The 16,265-nt window shown below is 51.1% G+C and carries 14 protein-coding genes and 5 pseudogenes; 7 read left to right on the forward strand and 12 right to left on the reverse strand.

Annotation, left to right across the window (positions count from 1 at the left end; all coding sequences use genetic code 11):
- The first annotated feature begins 40 nt into the window (after nt 1–40).
- The gene (locus GS429_RS02480; RefSeq protein ID WP_328821204.1) at nt 41–547 is read left to right on the forward strand and encodes a transposase; all 507 of its coding nucleotides are present in this window, start codon (nt 41–43) and stop codon (nt 545–547) included.
- 168 nt (nt 548–715) lie between these two features.
- On the opposite strand, the pseudogene GS429_RS02485 reads toward GS429_RS02480, so the two are convergent.
- Nucleotides 716–880, reverse strand: a pseudogene (locus GS429_RS02485) (transposase); the annotation flags it as partial.
- A 93-nt stretch (nt 881–973) separates the two neighbouring features.
- On the opposite strand from GS429_RS02485, the gene GS429_RS02490 reads away from it, so the two are divergent.
- On the forward strand, nt 974–1,777 hold the full coding sequence (locus GS429_RS02490; protein WP_160062409.1) for an IS5 family transposase: 804 nt from the start codon (nt 974–976) through the stop codon (nt 1,775–1,777).
- A gap of 484 nt (nt 1,778–2,261) precedes the next feature.
- Here GS429_RS02490 and GS429_RS02495 read toward each other — a convergent pair whose 3' ends face one another.
- Together GS429_RS02495 and GS429_RS02500 are read right to left on the reverse strand one after the other, a co-directional pair.
- Complete coding sequence (locus tag GS429_RS02495; protein ID WP_160062411.1) at nt 2,262–3,356, reverse strand: GNAT family N-acetyltransferase; 1,095 nt, start codon at nt 3,354–3,356, stop codon at nt 2,262–2,264.
- Nucleotides 3,346–4,269 (reverse strand): polysaccharide deacetylase family protein, encoded by a 924-nt coding sequence (locus GS429_RS02500; protein WP_160062413.1) that lies wholly within the window; start codon nt 4,267–4,269, stop codon nt 3,346–3,348. Before GS429_RS02500 ends, GS429_RS02495 begins: the two co-directional genes overlap by 11 nt.
- Nucleotides 4,270–4,424: 155 nt before the next feature.
- Here GS429_RS02500 and GS429_RS02505 point away from each other — a divergent pair, with 155 nt between their 5' ends.
- Nucleotides 4,425–5,249 (forward strand): FkbM family methyltransferase, encoded by an 825-nt coding sequence (locus tag GS429_RS02505; RefSeq protein WP_160062415.1) that lies wholly within the window; start codon nt 4,425–4,427, stop codon nt 5,247–5,249.
- Nucleotides 5,250–5,491: 242 nt separating this feature from the next.
- On the opposite strand, the pseudogene GS429_RS02510 reads toward GS429_RS02505, so the two are convergent.
- Both GS429_RS02510 and GS429_RS02515 read right to left on the reverse strand, forming a co-directional pair.
- Nucleotides 5,492–6,389: pseudogene (locus tag GS429_RS02510) on the reverse strand (ISH3 family transposase); the annotation flags it as partial.
- Between the two features lie 5 nt (nt 6,390–6,394).
- Nucleotides 6,395–7,362: pseudogene (locus tag GS429_RS02515) on the reverse strand (IS1595 family transposase).
- Nucleotides 7,363–7,557: 195 nt separating this feature from the next.
- Here GS429_RS02515 and GS429_RS02520 point away from each other — a divergent pair.
- Entirely contained in the window at nt 7,558–9,024 is a 1,467-nt protein-coding gene (locus tag GS429_RS02520) for a flippase (RefSeq protein WP_328821205.1), read from the forward strand.
- Nucleotides 9,025–9,322: 298 nt separating this feature from the next.
- Here GS429_RS02520 and GS429_RS02525 read toward each other — a convergent pair whose 3' ends face one another.
- Both GS429_RS02525 and GS429_RS02530 read right to left on the reverse strand, forming a co-directional pair.
- Nucleotides 9,323–10,153: a hypothetical protein gene (locus GS429_RS02525; RefSeq protein WP_160062417.1), complete on the reverse strand. Its 831-nt coding sequence runs from the start codon at nt 10,151–10,153 to the stop codon at nt 9,323–9,325.
- 431 nt (nt 10,154–10,584) lie between these two features.
- Nucleotides 10,585–10,845, reverse strand: coding sequence for a MarR family transcriptional regulator (locus GS429_RS02530; protein WP_201293937.1), 261 nt, complete (start codon nt 10,843–10,845; stop codon nt 10,585–10,587).
- A 234-nt stretch (nt 10,846–11,079) separates the two neighbouring features.
- Here GS429_RS02530 and GS429_RS02535 point away from each other — a divergent pair, with 234 nt between their 5' ends.
- Nucleotides 11,080–11,682: a hypothetical protein gene (locus GS429_RS02535; RefSeq protein WP_160062419.1), complete on the forward strand. Its 603-nt coding sequence runs from the start codon at nt 11,080–11,082 to the stop codon at nt 11,680–11,682.
- Complete coding sequence (locus GS429_RS02540; protein WP_235920715.1) at nt 11,675–12,712, forward strand: DUF8008 family protein; 1,038 nt, start codon at nt 11,675–11,677, stop codon at nt 12,710–12,712. Before GS429_RS02535 ends, GS429_RS02540 begins: the two co-directional genes overlap by 8 nt.
- 171 nt (nt 12,713–12,883) lie before the next feature.
- Here GS429_RS02540 and GS429_RS21690 read toward each other — a convergent pair whose 3' ends face one another.
- From GS429_RS21690 to GS429_RS02560, 5 genes and pseudogenes are all read right to left on the reverse strand, one after another.
- Nucleotides 12,884–13,084, reverse strand: coding sequence for a hypothetical protein (locus GS429_RS21690; protein ID WP_201293938.1), 201 nt, complete (start codon nt 13,082–13,084; stop codon nt 12,884–12,886).
- Nucleotides 13,085–13,328: 244 nt separating this feature from the next.
- Nucleotides 13,329–13,754 carry a type II toxin-antitoxin system VapC family toxin gene (locus tag GS429_RS02545; RefSeq protein ID WP_160062421.1) on the reverse strand — a complete coding sequence of 142 codons (426 nt, stop codon included), beginning with the start codon at nt 13,752–13,754 and terminating at the stop codon, nt 13,329–13,331.
- Nucleotides 13,751–14,026: pseudogene (locus GS429_RS02550) on the reverse strand (hypothetical protein). Before GS429_RS02550 ends, GS429_RS02545 begins: the two are co-directional and overlap by 4 nt.
- A 214-nt stretch (nt 14,027–14,240) precedes the next feature.
- Complete coding sequence (locus GS429_RS02555) at nt 14,241–14,420, reverse strand: hypothetical protein (protein ID WP_160062423.1); 180 nt, start codon at nt 14,418–14,420, stop codon at nt 14,241–14,243.
- A gap of 5 nt (nt 14,421–14,425) precedes the next feature.
- Nucleotides 14,426–14,659 (reverse strand): annotated as a pseudogene (locus GS429_RS02560) (DUF7437 domain-containing protein); the annotation flags it as partial.
- Nucleotides 14,660–14,787: 128 nt separating this feature from the next.
- Here GS429_RS02560 and GS429_RS02565 point away from each other — a divergent pair.
- Nucleotides 14,788–16,197, forward strand: a complete 1,410-nt coding sequence (locus GS429_RS02565) for an ATP-binding protein (RefSeq protein WP_160062425.1) — start codon at nt 14,788–14,790, stop codon at nt 16,195–16,197.
- Nucleotides 16,198–16,265: the final 68 nt, after the last annotated feature.

Raw genomic sequence — 16,265 nt, forward strand, 5'->3', positions numbered from 1 at the left:
ATTGTCCTCATGTTCGCCATCATCAACATAGAAAAGCTCTGTGAACCACTCTAACTACCATTCAGCAGCTATTCAACAAAGCACTCTCAATCATTACGAGGACACCGACGACTACCACCTCTATGTGACGAACCTCCCAGATGAGTTCACCCCAGAACAAGTAGCAGCGCTGTACAGCCTTCGATGGAAAGTAGAGTTGCTGTTCCGGGAGTTGAAGTCACGCTACGGACTGGAGAAGTTCGAGACAGGTGATGAAGCGATTGCAGAGTTGCTCGTGACGGCGGCTCTGCTGACGCTTGTGGTCAGCAGAGCCGTATTAGCGGTGTTTCAGGAGATTGAACCTGACGTTGAGTATCCAGAAGAACGCTGGGCGACGACCTTTCGGTCGATCGCCCAGCCAGTGCTTGCAGATCTCGGACTTGCTCTGGGCCATCCACCACCGAATCTTCCTGAACTGGTACGTCGTGAGGCTCGCCAACCAGAGAGATCACGCCTCACCTTGAATAAACGGGTGGATCAAGCCTTCAAAACGGAGATGTGGCCTTAACCGAACACAGATGGTACGAGATCTCTAATGCCCCTCGCTTGAGTTGATCTCATCGGTCACCTTGACAATTCTGAGCGTAACACCATCGAGAAAGTGTTTTCAACGTACACAATGCGGATCATTACACCGATTTACAGCAACGTTCGCACACTGGACAAGGATCCATCATAAGTCGCTGCTTCCGTGCTTCGAGATGTTCCCTTCAGTCCGCGAGTCACCTGACTCGCGGACGACTGGATCTAGTCCAGCATAACTCACAACCTGCTTTGCAGTGTTGAACCGGTCAATTTCACCAATCTCGGCTGTGATCAACAAAGATGAATAGAAAATAACTTGCCTTGTTTTGCCGCTGAGTGACGACAGTCTCAGACACTCTCACAGTAATCTTTCGCCAGATTAACCGGCAAATGGACGCCATCTGGCGATATGGCATCGCTCAGACGGCTTGCGCGGATGTGTCGAGACCCTGCCAAACAGCACGTTGACGAGCCGGACGTACCCGCCACGCCGGACGGCGCGGACGGGTACGCCGAATGGGTGCAGATCGCGTTAATTCTGTACCGTGTCGAATTAGAGAAGAGCCTCCGCGAGACGGATGACTACCTCAACGAGATGCCGCGTGTCCTCGCTGTGTTCGGACTTGACGAGGCACCACACTACAGCTCGTTCTGTCGGTGGGAGCAAGACTACCGGATGCGTGAACTCCGCCGCCTGCTCCGCACGTCGGCGGAGCAGGCGGGCTGGAGTGGTGAAGCCGCAATTGACGCGAGTGGGTTCCAGCGCGATCAAACCAGCCATCCTTACCGCGACCGCGCGAACTACTCGTTCCAGTCGATGAAGACGACGATCTTGATCGATGTGAACTCGCTAGCGATCAAGGACGTTCACTACACGACGCAGAAGGCGTGGGACGGCCATATCGGGATGCAGGTCTTCCGCCGAAACGCGGAAGACCTGCGCCTACTGTCTGCTGACGCGAACTACTCGTGGAGCAACCTCTGTGAGGAGTGTCGCTCCAACTCGACGCGACCGTTGGTCATACACAGAGAACAGACCCCGTTGCAGAAGGCGCACAACGTTCGGATGAACGAGGACTACAACCAGCGCTGGATGAGTGAAACGGGCTTCTCACAGTTGAAAGAAGACGACGGCGAGAAGCTCCGCTCCCGGAGCTGGCACGGCCAGTTCCGGGAGCTGACTCGGAAGTGCATCGTCCATAACCTGACGTAGGCGGCGAGTTAAGGGCTCGCTGCCTGCTCCCCTTCTCCGGACGTATCCGGGAGAGGCATCGCCGTCGTCACCGAAGCAAGAACACTAGATGCCATAGTTCTGACCCTTCAGCAAACGACGGTAGCTGCGTCTACTGCATCTTCTGCGTTCGAAAACCTGTCTCTGACGCCATGACGCTGTAGGCTGTCAACCTCACCCCGACGCTATCTTGCGTTCAACAAGGCAACATGGCTTCCTCTGACATGGTAATGAATGGAGGGAGCTACACCTATTCGAGGTCGTCGCCCGACTGCCTGCCGTGCAGTCGGGCTTAGCCTCATGATGGCGCTTCCTTGGCATTTCAGCTAATCAGTGCCACGCGCTTGTCGCGCTGTCTTGTTGTCAGCCTTTGCCACCACCTTCGTTCATCCATGCGTGGGGACTTAGCAGGCTTTCATCCCATCAGTGCCCTCAAACAGGAAATGTGAATTTTCAAATAATATGTCTAAGAGATGTCATGTTCAATAGAGGTCAAAATCCACTCATTAGAATCTAAAGTCAAGTCAGTAATTCTATCTTTTTTTGATAACGGCTTTGCCATAAACCTTGTTTCCGAGGATACTTTTGAGATTGGGAACGAAGAATCAGATCGAAAACCATTTTTAGAAAGGATATCATCTGGGAGTAAATTATTTGGAACAATAAATAGGTCTGTATTCCAGTTATCATATATGGATTGTTTAATTAATGCATCTATAGTCATTGTTTGATTCTGCAAATCAAGTAGTGGTAATATTTCTACAAATCGTGTAGTTTCAAACTCGTTTCCATCAGTGTGTTTACTGGTGACAATAGCACCCCTAAGTTCACCATCTATGTATCCAAGATATGTAGTGTACTCCCGTCTTGGATTGTCGAATCGCCAATTATAGAACCGTTCGTTTCGAAAAACATGTGCTCTATCTGGAACTAGATGTTCGTAGAGTCGTGTAAGTGAATCTGCTGGCGTAGTGGATAAGGAGCGGACATCAACTGGGTTGTTCTGCGACAATAATCTTTGTCGGACCATATATGGAGAATTATATAACAACCTTCCAATTCCATATGTGTGGGATGGGATTGGCAAGTCGGTCTTGTCTGCAACAATTGCCAGCGGATTCTGAAAGCGATAATACGTTTTAAGCAAATCAATAGTTTCCCACCCCATTTTTTTATTTGCTGGAGCGCTGTTCTGATTTGGAAAGTTGAAGAAGATATCCACATCACTTTGGGAGTACTCATGGATAGATTTTTCAGTCATCTTAGTGAATAACCCTTGACGTCTATGGTCAGAATGAACCATGGTATCACAGGGTTGCAAGGCGAATGATGTTTTCCCGTTAATAGATAGCTTTAATGCGAAAAATGCTTTAACCCCAATAACTTTTTCATTGAACTCAGCTACGAAAATAGGAATATGGTCAATAAAGGGGTTGTCAATATACTTCCACCTGAACCAATTGAATGATGGTCTAATAAACCAAGTGTGATGGTAAAGATCCAGAATATCTTCAATATCATCTATTTCAAACCTTCTAATGGTGTACTTATCACGTCCCATGAGTTATATGTTCTTCAGCGATTTCAGCCATCGTCTGTACCCTTAAATCGGTCTGTTGACGTTTTCTTGCCACATACTTAAGAATTGCATACATTCTATCGAAGTATGATTCTTGAGTCAGATTATTTGGGTGTAACCAGAGATGTAATATTTTGTCAGAGCCAGCTACTGCGTCGATTCCTCGTTTTACACGTCGGACGATTACATCACCTAACACCGGTTCAGTAAATATGCCAAGTGGCTGATCAAATGTGAACAGATACATTGAAGCAGGAACATTAACTAAGCCGTACTCGTCTATAACTGGAGAAACAAGTTTTGGGGCGGATGATGAAAGGGTGGATGCAAATTTCATAAGAGGGTACACTTTCGATTCATCGTACCACTTCATTGGTTCTTGTCCTCGATAACAGATTATGCCCTGGTCTGCGAGTACCTCACGGTAACCAATGTTATTTCGGGGATAGACAACAGACTTGATATTATTTCCCCATTCTTCAGCTATTTTAATACTTTTTTGAATTTCTTCCCTAGCGATGTCTTTAGTTGTTGATTTTTTCCCAAATTCGACATGTGAAAAAGTGTGTGTGGCGATCTCGTGGTCAACATTAGCCTTAGAGACCGATTCAATAAGGTTCGGACCAAACCACTGTGGAGCTTCCTCAACATTACCACCCGGGTCGCGTGCGAACCAATTATTTGTCGAGACAATATTGCCATGGTTACCATTACACTCTGAAAGGAAGAGGTGTCCTACTATGGCCCAAGTAGCAGGGACGTCAAATTGATCAAATAGATCAACTAGTTCCTGCCATGCCTTTCGTCCCTGGTATACTCGGTCAGTTGGGATTATTTCCTCGTCGTGAAATCCCCAAGCAAGTTCAGCATCAAGTGAAAATATAATGGAGCCCATATTCTAGTAGGGAGAGTTCTAATCTAGGATTATAAAAAGCTTATTATTATTATTATCACAACTTTGGAGTAGATCGCTATAATAGTTCATCTTAATTTCACCTTTCGCACTGTACTAGTCAATAGGTATTACCCTCTGTGGAATACTTAGTACGTATGGAACAGAAAATTCGACGATTTGTTGAAATTCAACACAATCACGGTACTATATCTGCTCTAAACTCAACTAAATCATATTTAAAAAACAAGTATTGGAACGTCAAGGGAGGGACTCAAACCTTGACTATCGGTAACCTAAGTGCTGAATTTGATGCTACAACTGACCGAGGTGGTGATAAAATTCGATGGATGTGTAATGCCGAAGAGCGCTTTCTAAAAGACATATCAAATGAGCTCAAAGATGATGATGTTTTTTTTGATATTGGTGCCAATCTTGGGGTGTTTAGTTGTTTTGCATCTCAAGTAGTTTCCCGAGGCCACATTGTAGCTTTTGAGCCCTATCCACCGAATTATCGGCAACTAAATCGGAATTTGTCATACAATGCACCCAGTTCTAGCTATGATGTTTTTGATATTGCATTGTCTAACTCCCAAGGGTCTATTGAATTTAGTTCCCCTAGTAACGACACTGGTAACCAGACTGCTAATATTAGTCCAACTGGTGACTCTATTGAGGTACAAGAAATTCCGGGGGACCAGTTGGTAACTGATAGGTCTGTTCCATCCCCAACAGTAGTGAAAATAGATGTTGAAGGGTCTGAGCCACTTGTTATTGATGGATTAGAAGAAAGTTTGAATCATAGCTCGTGCCGAATTCTCTACTGCGAAATTCATTTACCGAAAAAGAGCGGTAGCCGACCATCTGTTGAATACTATGGTGAATCTCAAAAGAGTATGTTAGAGAAGATATCGAAATTAGGGTTTGACATTACATATAGTGAGAAAAGAGATAGGGAGGTTCATGTTAAAGCGGAAAAGTAAGTACAGGTGGATTCAGACCTGTCAAGGTTAGTTGGATTACACAGACAGATGCAATAACATTTCTATATTCAGTACCTTTCAAAGCGTCCCTGCTTACTTGGGCTGAAGCCGCAGTTTCATCCTGATCTGTAGTGATTGACGAAAGTCCTGACCGAAGATCGAGCAGAGTCGTCGCTGTCGGCGGCGATCAGCCGCCGACGCGACGGCGTTGCCACTTGCAGGGAGGCTGGCTCGGTCGGGCGTTAGCGGTGGAACCGATCGTCCGGTGGCCGATTTGCGGGACGGTCCGACGCACCGCGAGGGCCGTCCAGGCTGCCCAGGATACCATCTTGATGAACTCTTTGAACGACCAGGACCAGAGGCGACGCCCGCCACGGCGGGGCGTCGCCACGCACTCCCAATGCAGATACCGCCAAACATTCTGTAACAGCAGACTCACCACGACGTACAACAGCTGCACCACTGGGTTTTGCGTTGTCGTCGTTGCGATGCTTTGCTCGGAGAGTCGGTACGTCGCCTCGATACCGAAGCGTTTCGCGTAGTGGTATCGGGCGTCGCGTGGTGAATCGATGAACGGCGCGTCAACGGCGTAGCCGTGACGCGCCACTCCATGTTCGTTGTATCGCCCGTTTTGGTAGGTACAATCGATGTAGACGGGAAACCCGACGGTCCAGCTGTGACCGTCGAGTTTCGCCGTCAGATCGTGCTGGATGACGCGGCTCCAACCTGCCGAGAGTTCCTGCTTGATCGTCTGTCCCCAGCGGATGATCGGCATCACGTAGGCGTGGTTGTGTGCCTGAAGCAGCGTGAGACACTTGCTATCGTAGAATTCACGGTCGAGAATCCCGAGAAACTCAGCGAGGACGCTGCTGGCGGTGTCGCCGTCAGTGAGACGGCGCACCGCCAGCGTATAGCGCTTGTTATGTACACGCGCGTAGAGAGTACATAGGCATGGAACGCGGTGGTTCCACGTTTCGCTTCCGAGTGATAGAGGCCGTCTGTGTCGTTTTCATCACCATAGTAGGGCCGCAGGTGGAGGTCTGCGCAGACCTCCACCTGCTCAGGAAGGATAGCGAGTGCGTCCTTCTGGAGAAGCGTGTTTCCAACCTGTTCAACCGACTCAAGATCGAACGCTGTTCGGTAGTTTAGCGGAATACGTTGACGGCGATGCAATCGATGAGGCCATGGATCGGTGCGCCGGTCAGGTTCAGTGAGCGAAGGAATCCGTAGGTGCGAGCGGCCTGCTCCAAGCCCTGCTTGGAGAGGCCGCGGAACTTCGCAAGCCACGGCTGTAACAGCGACCAGAGACACTCCGCTTGGTTCGTGTGAACGCCGTCCTCGGAGACGTATCCATCGTCGTGGACGACGTACCAGTGATCGTGCTCCATTCTTTGATAGGCGGGCAGTCCATCAGTCCAGACCTCTCCCAGCGGCTGAGAGAGGTCGGCTGCTTCCTCGACAACCGGACCTAAATCGTCCTCGTAGTCCTTCCTTCCTGTGCTGATACTACACGAAGCACGTCGCGGCACGCCGCGACGAGCGTCATCTCGTCTCCGTGCTCTCCCGTCCATCTGGTTCGTCCGCCTTCTGGCGAGCCGCCGCGGTCGAGCCCTTCCCGCGGCGGCTCTTGACCTTTGAACCCTGAACACACCTGTTGAGTTTCATCCACCTGTGTCGGGCCACCGACTGTCTGGCAGATCCGATCCCAGACAGTCGGAAATCCTCGACAAAAGGCGGTTTCGAACGCTCTGATGTTCTCACGGAGCGTCTTGTAGGACGGTGAGAGCAGAAACGCGATCTGGTTGATGCTGAGCAGCGTGTCAGCGTAGAGAATGAAGGCGATGAGGAACTCGCCGGGGGCGAGTTCCGAATCGTAGAAGGGTGTTCCCCGCGTGTACGTGGTTTTCCAGTTGCAGCGGCTACACCAGATACGGTCAGATCCGTCGAGGGCTTGGAGTGTGTCTTGCTCGCAGTGTGGACAGGATCGCGCCGCTCAGACTGCCTTGAGACGCCGCTCGACGATGGCGTCGAGCGGCTCGGGCCGAAACTCTATTGCTCCCAGTTCCACAAGTTCCGCTAGCCTCTGACCAAGGGCAGAGCGTTCAGTGGACATGTTCGTTTCTGCCCGGTCAGAGGCTCTAATACTATTGGTTCCGTCAGTCTACCGAAGAGCGACTCAGCAAGTGGACTTCTCAATCAACGGCTTTGTGAAGTATTGATTATAAATCAACTGCCCAACGTCGTTTGCTAGGGCCTTTACTAATTGATACCGACAAATAATTATCGCGTACTAGCTAGTCTGATAGTAGTGAGTCTTACATCGAAACTGGGTGATCGATTCAAAGCAGAGTTTATGGGACAGATTATCGCAGTTGTTTCCAGTGCACTCTTAACCCTCATTTTGGCCCGAATCCTCAATCCCGACGGGTACGGACTTTTATTTCTCGCAACCTCTGTATTGGGAACTATTCAGTTATTCAGCAAACTCGGCATCGCAAAATCAGCAGCCCGTTTTATTGCAGAGTACAAAGAAACAAACCCAAGCCAATTACCACACATCGTTAGGTTTGCTTTCATACTCAATGTGGTGACTGTTATAATAGTCTGTGTTAGTTTACTTATCAGTCATGAGTTGTTGGCAACTGTAATTGGAGAACCAGATCTTGCATCACTACTGTCTCTGGGTATCCTTTTCATTGCTTTTGGAACGTTCGTAACATTTGTTCGAATTATATTGCAAGGGTTTGAAGATATCAAACCTGCGGCAGCGTTGCATGCGATTGATCGTGGTTCACGACTTGTTTTTGCTGTCGGACTTGTACTTCTCGGATACGGTGCTTTTGGTGCTCTCATGGGCTACGTTCTTGCACATATACTAGTGGCTATTATTGGGTTGATTTATATATACCACCATCATTTATGGCCAAAGAACACATCTACCAGTATTGAAACTGGCATTCGGCGTCGGATCGCAGAATATACTATCCCACTGACAGCTACAAGTACTGCAAATGTTCTTGATAAGCGAGTAGACACTATTTTAATTGGTTTCTTCAGTGGACCAGTGGGTGTTGCATACTATACGATTGGTAAGCAAGTAATATCATTTATTGAGACTCCAATGTCTGCGCTTGGATTTACACTTTCACCAATGTATGAAGTTCAAAAAGCAAAAGGGAAATCTGAAACTGCGGCCAGAATATACGAAGAAGGACTTGTTCATGGCCTACTGTTATATATACCAGCAGCAGCGGGACTGGTATTAGTTGCTGATCCAATGGTTGAGTTATTCTTCGGTAGTAACTACCTTGGTGCAGTTCCCATTCTCCAAGTTCTATCAATTTATGCTGTACTACAGTCTGTGACAAGGCTGACAAGTAATGGCCTCGATTTTCTCGGACGGGCACGGGAGCGTGCAATCGTCAAGGGAATCACCTCTGTTTTGAACGTTGCCCTCAATATCGTTCTAATTCCATTAATTGGGGTTGTTGGAGCCGCATTTGCTACCGTCACTACTTATTCAATATACACGCTTGCAAATGTATATATTATTCATACGGAACTAAACTTACGGATAATTTTCATACTTCGTCGTATGGTAGCAACTCTAGCAATTACAGGAGTGATGTCGCTTCCAATTTACTTTACGGTTGATTTTATAAATAGTTTTGTAGGTTTGTTTCTTGTGGTTGGTGTTGGTATCGCTATTTGGGCTATACTTGCAGTGAGTAGTGGTCTTCTTGATATTGCCCGAATTATCTCAACACTTTCATAAATTGATTCGGGAGTAGCCCGGGCTTATTCAGGTCGAGTGAAAATCACGTTATCGATTTCCCCCATCATGAGAACCGGTAGGTGTCGAGTCTGTGAGCGAGTGATAATTTTAATCCATATTTTACTTAGTTTGAAATTTGATGTCCTATGGCCAAGATATTCGAAATCGTTGATTATTGTTCCTACTTGTGGACGACATGAGTACATTTAGTCAATTTGAATTGTTAGAAACGAACCTTTTGCTATACTACGGACCACGCACAATGTGCCTTTGAACATCCGGTGTCCCAATGATCCTCTTACGGTTCATTACTAAGTACGATCTGTTCAATATCGGGATGATCTAGGTATCTTTTAAATTCAGGTTCTAGTTCATTGAGGTCGTCACAAAATCGAATTTTGTCTCTGACTTGTTGCCATTCTTTATGTCGTGTACAAACAAGAACTGGTATCTTATCAAGTTCAAGTATCTTAGCGATTGTTAGACGATGTTGGCCGAAATTTCGCCAGAGAAGTTGACCGTCACGTCCGATATCAATTGTTACCTCATTCAAGTGGGTCGGCGTTAGTTGGTTGTTTCTTTTACGTGTTTCTTCTGACTTTGCGTTAAGAAGTTCGGCTTGTGAATAGTACCCATTTTCCTGAATTGAATAATAAAGATCGTCTATTTCTTGACATCGTTCTTCGAACGCTGATAGCGAGCTGAACCCCCAAGCATTGCCTTGATTAGTTTTTTCTCTGAACTCGTCGTATAACCCAGTAGATTCCCATGGGACATCATCTTCAAAATGAGAGACAAGTGCTTGAGGAACTCTATTTTGGAGGAATTTCCGGCTAGATTGGTCCCAATCACCATCTCGAACGACCCCCCTTTGGAGGGACCTCCCTGGGGGTGATTGATAAACTATATTTGTGGGATCGATGAAGATTATCTTCAATGGATCTGCATCGGTGAACTTATGCCGAGATAAGTGTTGCCGTAACTGAAGGAACGGAGGATACAATCTTGGTTGCTTGCTTATTATGTATGACGTCAAAGCTTGTTGAGTAAAGGAACTTGCTGACGTAAGCAACGATACAGGGCCTTCTTTCTGCAAAACAACTGCTGCACTTTTTACTAGGGTTTTCATTTGTTTATTACTTATTAGTAAGTATCGTAAGGATTGTGGTTGTTTTATGGCTCAACTGTGATTCTGCCTGAGTATCCATAGTCATCTTTAGTATATAATTGATGCCGGTATCTATCAATAGTCGGGTCACCCATTGGTGCTAATTGCTGACTCTATTTTTGGACTAAGATGAGAAACTCCCTGAAGTGATCTTTGACCACAAATATCGGTTAGTGCAATCTCTCGTTTCATGCTTTTCCAGAGTAGTTCTGTCTGTATTGTTAACATGATTGGATTCGAATGAAAACCGAATTAGGTTGTAGTTCAAGTTAGGGAATGACGATATTAGGGACTCTTCTCTCCGTCTTGTTGTTAAAATCACCAACTAGAAACGTGGTGACAATCCGAAAAGCATAGAAATCACGGTATAAGAAGGCTTCTCTGACACCTTCCTACTCGTCAATCTCGAGTTCGCTCACATCAAGTTCACCCTCGAGATATGCCGTTCCAGTATTCGTCAACTGGTAGAGTCCAGTACCAACCGATTCTAGAAGATCAGCGTCAGCAAGTGTTCCACATCGCTTGCCTACATACTGACGATCGTAGTCGATATTCGCTGCGAGCACTTTTGGAGAGACTTGGATAGGGTGCTCATCGAAAAAGAGCAGGATCTCGTAGTCAACAGGAGCCATCCATGGGACCCGCTCGACCATCTATTCACGATACGCTGCCACCAGAACAGAAAAACTAGTACCATCTCGAGGAAGCCAGACACCATTTGGTGCTTATACGAGACGCCATATGTAGTCAAGATTTATGTCAAAGGAGAACTTTGTCACTGGTACGGAAGCTTTACGTGACTCTCTTAGATCTGAGGTCGCAGAATAGCGGACCGGTGTTTGGGCCACCGGACCCGCGAAAGCCTCCGTAACCCGACTACGGAAGCCATGTCGAATGACGATTCACGGGGTAATGAAAGCCCCGACCGACAGGATGCATCGCCTTCGAATATTCGACCCCTCCCAGACGGCGGCGAACCAGCCACCCAGACCCTCCGAAAACGCCTCGAGGCCATCGACCACCTCACCCAAAAACTACTCGAGGACGTCAACGCTGTCTCACCGATCCTCGAGGACGTCGACGAAGACACGCGCCGGGAAGCCCGCCGTCGACTGCGTGAGATCAGGGCGGAGACGAGCCAGATCGGACTGCTGTTGATCGGCCCGGAGGCGGCGATCCCGTACCGACCGGACGATGCGCCGCCGGAGACGACGCTCATTGCGGGCGACGGCGACGATATCGTGACGACGTACGCTGGTCCGGCGGCGGTACACGACCCGGAGGCACACGACCACGAGCGGAACGCGTGCGATGAGTCGGAATCTGAAGATGAAAGCGAGCGTGATGCCGGTGGTGCGGACGAGCGTGATGCCGACGCCCCGAGCGAACAGTCGAACCACGACGAGAGTCCTGACGACAAATCCGACCGGGACGACGCGGACGACAACGACACCGATCACGACCAGAGCGAGGGTGATCGCGATGAGTGACGCCGACGTGACTCCTGGCACGGACACTGCCGCCCTCGAGTCAAAACTCACAACCCTCACGAACCGTCTCGAGGACCTCGAGGCCGAACTAGACAAAAAGACCGACCGAATCGAGACGCTCGAGTCTCAACTCCGAGAAAAGAACGAGCAACTCGAGGATCTCGAAACACAACTCGACTCCCACGAAACCACCCTCGAGTCCCACACCTCAACCCTGGACACCCTAGACAACCAAACCACGACCACCGAGCGAGCGCTCGAGGCGCTTCGAAAGAAAGCGAACACCAACAAGACCAGAATCCAGGAGCTCCAGGCCAGGGAACTCGAGAAGGGAGCCCACCTGCGAAACGAAACCGTCGACGAACACGAGATCGAGGTTCCCGACGACAGACTCGAGCGACTCACCAAAGACGACGGGACGTACGTCCGGCTGCCCGAACACGCGGATCCGCTGGCCGACTCGAGCACGACGCTCGCCTACGGGGATCTGCTCCCGATTCAGCAACTCGCGCGCATGGACGAGGAGATGCGCCGCTCGACGACGGACACGGTGCCGACGCGGTTGGCCGCGAAACTGTGGCGGGCCCGCGCCGATTCCACCGTCGGCGACGATCCCTGGACGGGCGGCTGCAAGTCCGTCGACGCCTCCGTCAAGGCGAGCGATCTCAAACACTGGATCCGCCGCCAGGAACCGGGGGTCAGTGACACGTACGCGAAGAAACTCGTCTCGCGGACCATCGACGCGATCCTCGAGCTCTCGAAGAACCGGCTCGCGGTCCGCAAACGAACCGAGCGAAAGAACGGCCTCGAGTACACCGAACGCAGGCTGATCCTCCCGGCGGACGCCGACGTGCCGGGCGAGACGACCGAAACTGACTCGAGGCGGACGGCGACCGGCGGTTCGAACGCACACTCGAGTTCGAACGCGCACTCGAGTGAGACTGCAGCAAGTGAGAGCCCGACGAGTGACACCGGAGAAAACGAGATCGCAGAGACCGCGACCACCGACCACCCCACCGGAGACAGCTGACGTCCGCGGATGACCGTGGACGACCCCGCCTCACGCCCGCCTCGAGCAAGCGCCAGCCCGCTCTAGGCCACCACGACACACCTGCCGACACCTTGCTAGTACGGGTCGGGAGCCGCGGGTCTCCCGTCTCGAGCAGTCTCGGCAGTCCGTACAGGCGACGCCGTCCAGTCGCTATCCGAAGACGACGACTGTCCACGGACGACAGTTTCGATACCGCCGATACTCTCGGTCGCCGGTGACGCGTCCATCGCCAGTCCCGGTCGCACAGCGTGCATCCGACTGGAGATACCGGACTCGTTCTTCGAGCCAGACGTCGGTTCCCCGCAGTTCGGACGCGGTTCGGTGCTGGCCAGACGGAGCGTCCGTCTTCATCGCGATGTCACTCGAGCCCGGCACGGGACAGCGTAGCAGGAGGACACTGGAGCCGTCGTTTGGCGGCGGCCTGGCGACACCAGCCCTGCTCGATCGCAGTGAGAGTCAGTGAATTGAAGCCCGGACGCGTCTCTGCTACCAGCAGCCCGAAAGCAGGACAGACGCTGCCCCTGACTGGCGAGCAAGGAGGGTGGGATAGGTCACCGGTCTCGAAACGAGGCGTATTCCTGTGGGGACTGCCCCGTCACACGGTTGTGGGATCAATTCGTTCGACAATACCGTCAAAATCGTCATCGAAACTCATGACCGCGTCAATGTTGTGGCGGCGACACAGCGCAACTGTCGTTGCATCAGTGAAACGCAACGCTTGGTCGTCGTACTGTTCGAACATCTCCACGGCATCGGCGAATACGGCAGCTGAAACGCGAAGGAGCTCGTATATCTGTGGGTACGGATCGACACCGCGAATCTTTTCGCCGATCTGCTGGGCGGGCGTGAACGCTTGACCTCGTTTGAGCGTGACGGCTTCGTCGTAGATGTAGTCGCTTACGTATGGGTGACCGAACTCGCCGTCAAAGACTGCCTCGAGTGCCCTGCTCGCTGCGTCGTGTCTTGATGCGTCTAAGTCGTGATCGGCATACAACACGCCAGTGTCGATACAGACCGTCATCCGTATAGGACGTCGTCAATATCGCTTTCGTTCGTCTCGGAGCCCGAACGGTATCGATTCCGTTGCATAATTTCTTTCTCGTCCTCCGATAGGGGGACTGCTGCGTTCCGGAACGAGTCAATCACGTCATCACGCGATTCGTATGCGTCATCAATGAGTCGAGTTAGCAGTTCCTACTGTGTGACAGTACGCCCTGTCTGCAGGCGGATCTCTGCCTGGAGTTCCTCGAGGCGGGATTTTGCATCCTCGCCCACGTTGACTGCTGTCGTCATATATTGCAGTGCCATCCGTAACTTAGTAAACGTTTCCACGACCGAGGGCGTTCGGAGCGTAAAATCACCTCTCTAAGGAGGGCAGAACTCCCCCGCTAGAGGGGCGTTCTGTCAGTACGCCCTGAATTCGGGAGCAATGACTGTGAACGCATCTGGCATGACATCCAACATCCTCGTGTTGGCAGAACGGGACCCCGCTGACAAGCCAACGGCTTCAGCCGTTGGTAGCTGACGCCGCTTTCCATCGGTCGGCTGCTGGCCGGACGTTGTCGACGAGGTCAGCGGTAAGCCCAGCGGAAAGAAACATCTCTCCGAGGGCGAGGAAGACGAATACAAGAGCAAAACTAATGAGGACCGACGAATCGATGAAAACGACGTCGCTGTCGCTTTCCATACCGATCAGTCCTCAACGACCGGCCGTAGTGCATCCAGAATGACACCCGCCTCCAAGGGCGAAATCTCCCGTTCGCGAGCCATGATGTGATGTGTAACTGATCCGTCGACGTATTCGTGAGCATATTCGAGCGCAACAACGAGCCCGTCCAATCCGTGGCGATCGATGTACGTATCGATGTCGTCGTCCCGGGTTCGACGGGCAATCGCCTCGACTAACTCCGGCGTGATTTGCCGTTCGGTCACCTATAAGATCGGCTCTGGACATGAAGGACCTATGATTAGAGTTTCAGCTATTATAGCTCAGACTATTATAGCTCTGGTCATAACTCCGGAGCACATATGTATCACCCACCGCGACTAGAAGTATGGACCAGTTCGTCAATCGTATCGATGAACTCGATCGGTTGCAGGCTCTCTATGAGAGTGACGCTGCAGAACTCGCAATTATCTATGGGCGCCGCCAAATCGGCAAGAGCGAACTCGTCCGCCAATCGATTGTCGACCGCGACGATGCCGTGTACTATCAGGCAGTCCAAGGAACAGCGACGACACAGCTTAGACGATTCGCCGAGGCAGCAGCGACGACCCATCCAGACACCACTGCTGTCAAAGAGGAATGGGAACCACTCTTAACGTATCTCACCGACAGAGACGCCATCATCGTCATCGACGAATTCCCGTACCTTATTGAATCGAATGAGGGGCTTCCATCGGTCATTCAACACCTGTGGGATACAGCTGTCGAGGAGAGTCAGGCGACGCTCGTACTCACAGGCTCTGCAATCGGTATGATTCATACCCACGTCCTCGATGGCGGTGCGCCACTCTACGGCCGGGTATCCCAGACACCGAATGGCCGCCTCGAACTCACCCAGCTACCGTTTCGTTCCATCCAAGAGTTCGTGCCGACGTACGATCCCGAAGAACGGGTGTTCGTCTATGGCGTCTTCGGCGGCACACCCCGATATCTCAGCCCTCTCGATCCATCACAGAGCCTCGGAGAGAACATCACGCGGCTGTTGTGCGACCCGGATGGCCCACTCCACGACGAGCCCGAAACTGTCCTCCAGATGGAGCTCAACGAGGTGAACACGTATTTCTCCGTACTGGAATCGATGGCCAGCGGGAACCGCAGTCGAAACGAGATCGCCCAGGGAGCCGGCATCGAGAGCACCAACACGTCGTACTACTTCGACCGGCTGGAAACGCTCCAGATCATCGGGAAACACCATCCAGCACTCGCCGACCCGGCACGCAGCAAGCGGACGCGATACCAGATCCGGGATCCCGTGTTCCGGTTTTACTTCCGCTATCTCTACGGCCGCGGGGGACAGTACGAACTCTACGGCGAGAACGCCTACGCGGATCTCATCGAACCGGAATTGCCCGACTTCGTCAGCGAAACGTTCGAATCGCTCTGTCACCAGGCGGTGCCGGCGCTCTATGCAGACTACCAGCTCACACAGGTGCCAAGCCAGTGGTGGTACAAGGGCCGGGAGGTCGATGTCGTTGCACCAACTGACGAGTCAACGCTGATCGCTGGCGAAGCGAAATTCACCAACACCCCCCTCGGTTATGATGTGCTCACGGATCTCGAAGGCGACGTGGAGCACATCGACTGGACGCCTGCCACAGGCGGTGAGCCGACGTATGAATTCGCCTTGTTCAGCCGTTCTGGATTCAAACGCTCCGTCGAGGAAGCTGCAGACGAGCGTGATGATCTTCGTCTCTTCGACCTATCTGATATCGTTGCTATTCTTGAGAGTGAACGATAACGCTACAGCTGCGGACCATCAACCAGCCGACTTCATCGACTCACGCCTGCTCGACGTGGTCGAGCGAC

It is taken from the genome of Natronorubrum halalkaliphilum (assembly GCF_009834785.1).
Taxonomy (GTDB): domain Archaea; phylum Halobacteriota; class Halobacteria; order Halobacteriales; family Natrialbaceae; genus Natronorubrum; species Natronorubrum halalkaliphilum.

Coding starts and splice junctions, on each gene's coding strand:
- GS429_RS02535 (WP_160062419.1), top strand. CDS start 11,080: ATGTCGAATGACGATTCACGGGGTAATGAAAGCCCCGACCGACAGGAT.
- GS429_RS02490 (WP_160062409.1), top strand. CDS start 974: ATGGCATCGCTCAGACGGCTTGCGCGGATGTGTCGAGACCCTGCCAAA.
- GS429_RS02505 (WP_160062415.1), top strand. CDS start 4,425: ATGGAACAGAAAATTCGACGATTTGTTGAAATTCAACACAATCACGGT.
- GS429_RS02530 (WP_201293937.1), bottom strand. CDS start 10,845: ATGGTCGAGCGGGTCCCATGGATGGCTCCTGTTGACTACGAGATCCTG.
- GS429_RS02540 (WP_235920715.1), top strand. CDS start 11,675: ATGAGTGACGCCGACGTGACTCCTGGCACGGACACTGCCGCCCTCGAG.
- GS429_RS02525 (WP_160062417.1), bottom strand. CDS start 10,153: ATGAAAACCCTAGTAAAAAGTGCAGCAGTTGTTTTGCAGAAAGAAGGC.
- GS429_RS02500 (WP_160062413.1), bottom strand. CDS start 4,269: ATGGGCTCCATTATATTTTCACTTGATGCTGAACTTGCTTGGGGATTT.
- GS429_RS02495 (WP_160062411.1), bottom strand. CDS start 3,356: ATGGGACGTGATAAGTACACCATTAGAAGGTTTGAAATAGATGATATT.
- GS429_RS21690 (WP_201293938.1), bottom strand. CDS start 13,084: ATGAAGACGGACGCTCCGTCTGGCCAGCACCGAACCGCGTCCGAACTG.
- GS429_RS02565 (WP_160062425.1), top strand. CDS start 14,788: ATGGACCAGTTCGTCAATCGTATCGATGAACTCGATCGGTTGCAGGCT.
- GS429_RS02555 (WP_160062423.1), bottom strand. CDS start 14,420: ATGGAAAGCGACAGCGACGTCGTTTTCATCGATTCGTCGGTCCTCATT.
- GS429_RS02545 (WP_160062421.1), bottom strand. CDS start 13,754: ATGACGGTCTGTATCGACACTGGCGTGTTGTATGCCGATCACGACTTA.